This window comes from Catellatospora sp. KI3, from assembly GCF_029948125.1.
Classification (GTDB): Bacteria; Actinomycetota; Actinomycetes; order Mycobacteriales; family Micromonosporaceae; genus Catellatospora.
Genome location: NZ_JASAMB010000085.1, coordinates 1 through 365, shown reverse-complemented (window position 1 = coordinate 365; position 365 = coordinate 1). Strand labels below are relative to the sequence as shown.

1 protein-coding gene is annotated in these 365 nt (G+C 64.4%); it reads right to left on the bottom strand.

Annotated elements, in window-relative coordinates; translation table 11 throughout:
- Nucleotides 1–253 (bottom strand): transposase domain-containing protein (locus QEZ54_RS36295; protein ID WP_281309322.1); only part of this gene is annotated, 253 nt, incomplete at its 3' end.
- Between the last annotated feature and the right edge of the window lie 112 nt (nt 254–365).

Sequence of the window (365 nt, the reverse complement as noted above, 5' to 3'; positions counted from 1 at the left end):
CGCAAAGGCCCGCGGTCAGCTTGGCCCATACCTGCCGGTAGGCGCAGTCGTCGAACAGTGCCGCGGCCAACACGAAGAAGATCAGCACGCGGGTGGGCAGCAGCCGGACCCGCCGCTGCACGGTCCCCGTCTCGGCTGCGACCGCGTCGACCAGGTCGAAGTCCAGGATCTGCGTCAGCTCACCCAGATGGCCCGGCGCGAACGCCCCGGCCGCTATCGTGATCGTGCGTGTAATGGCAGACTGCTGCTGCAACGGGACTCCTCGCTTCAGGTTCTTGGTCGAACTGATATTGAGGAGTCCCGTTCCTTTTCGCCACACGAGACGGCCTTGACTGCGCCACCAAACCCTTAAGTCAACGGCGTTG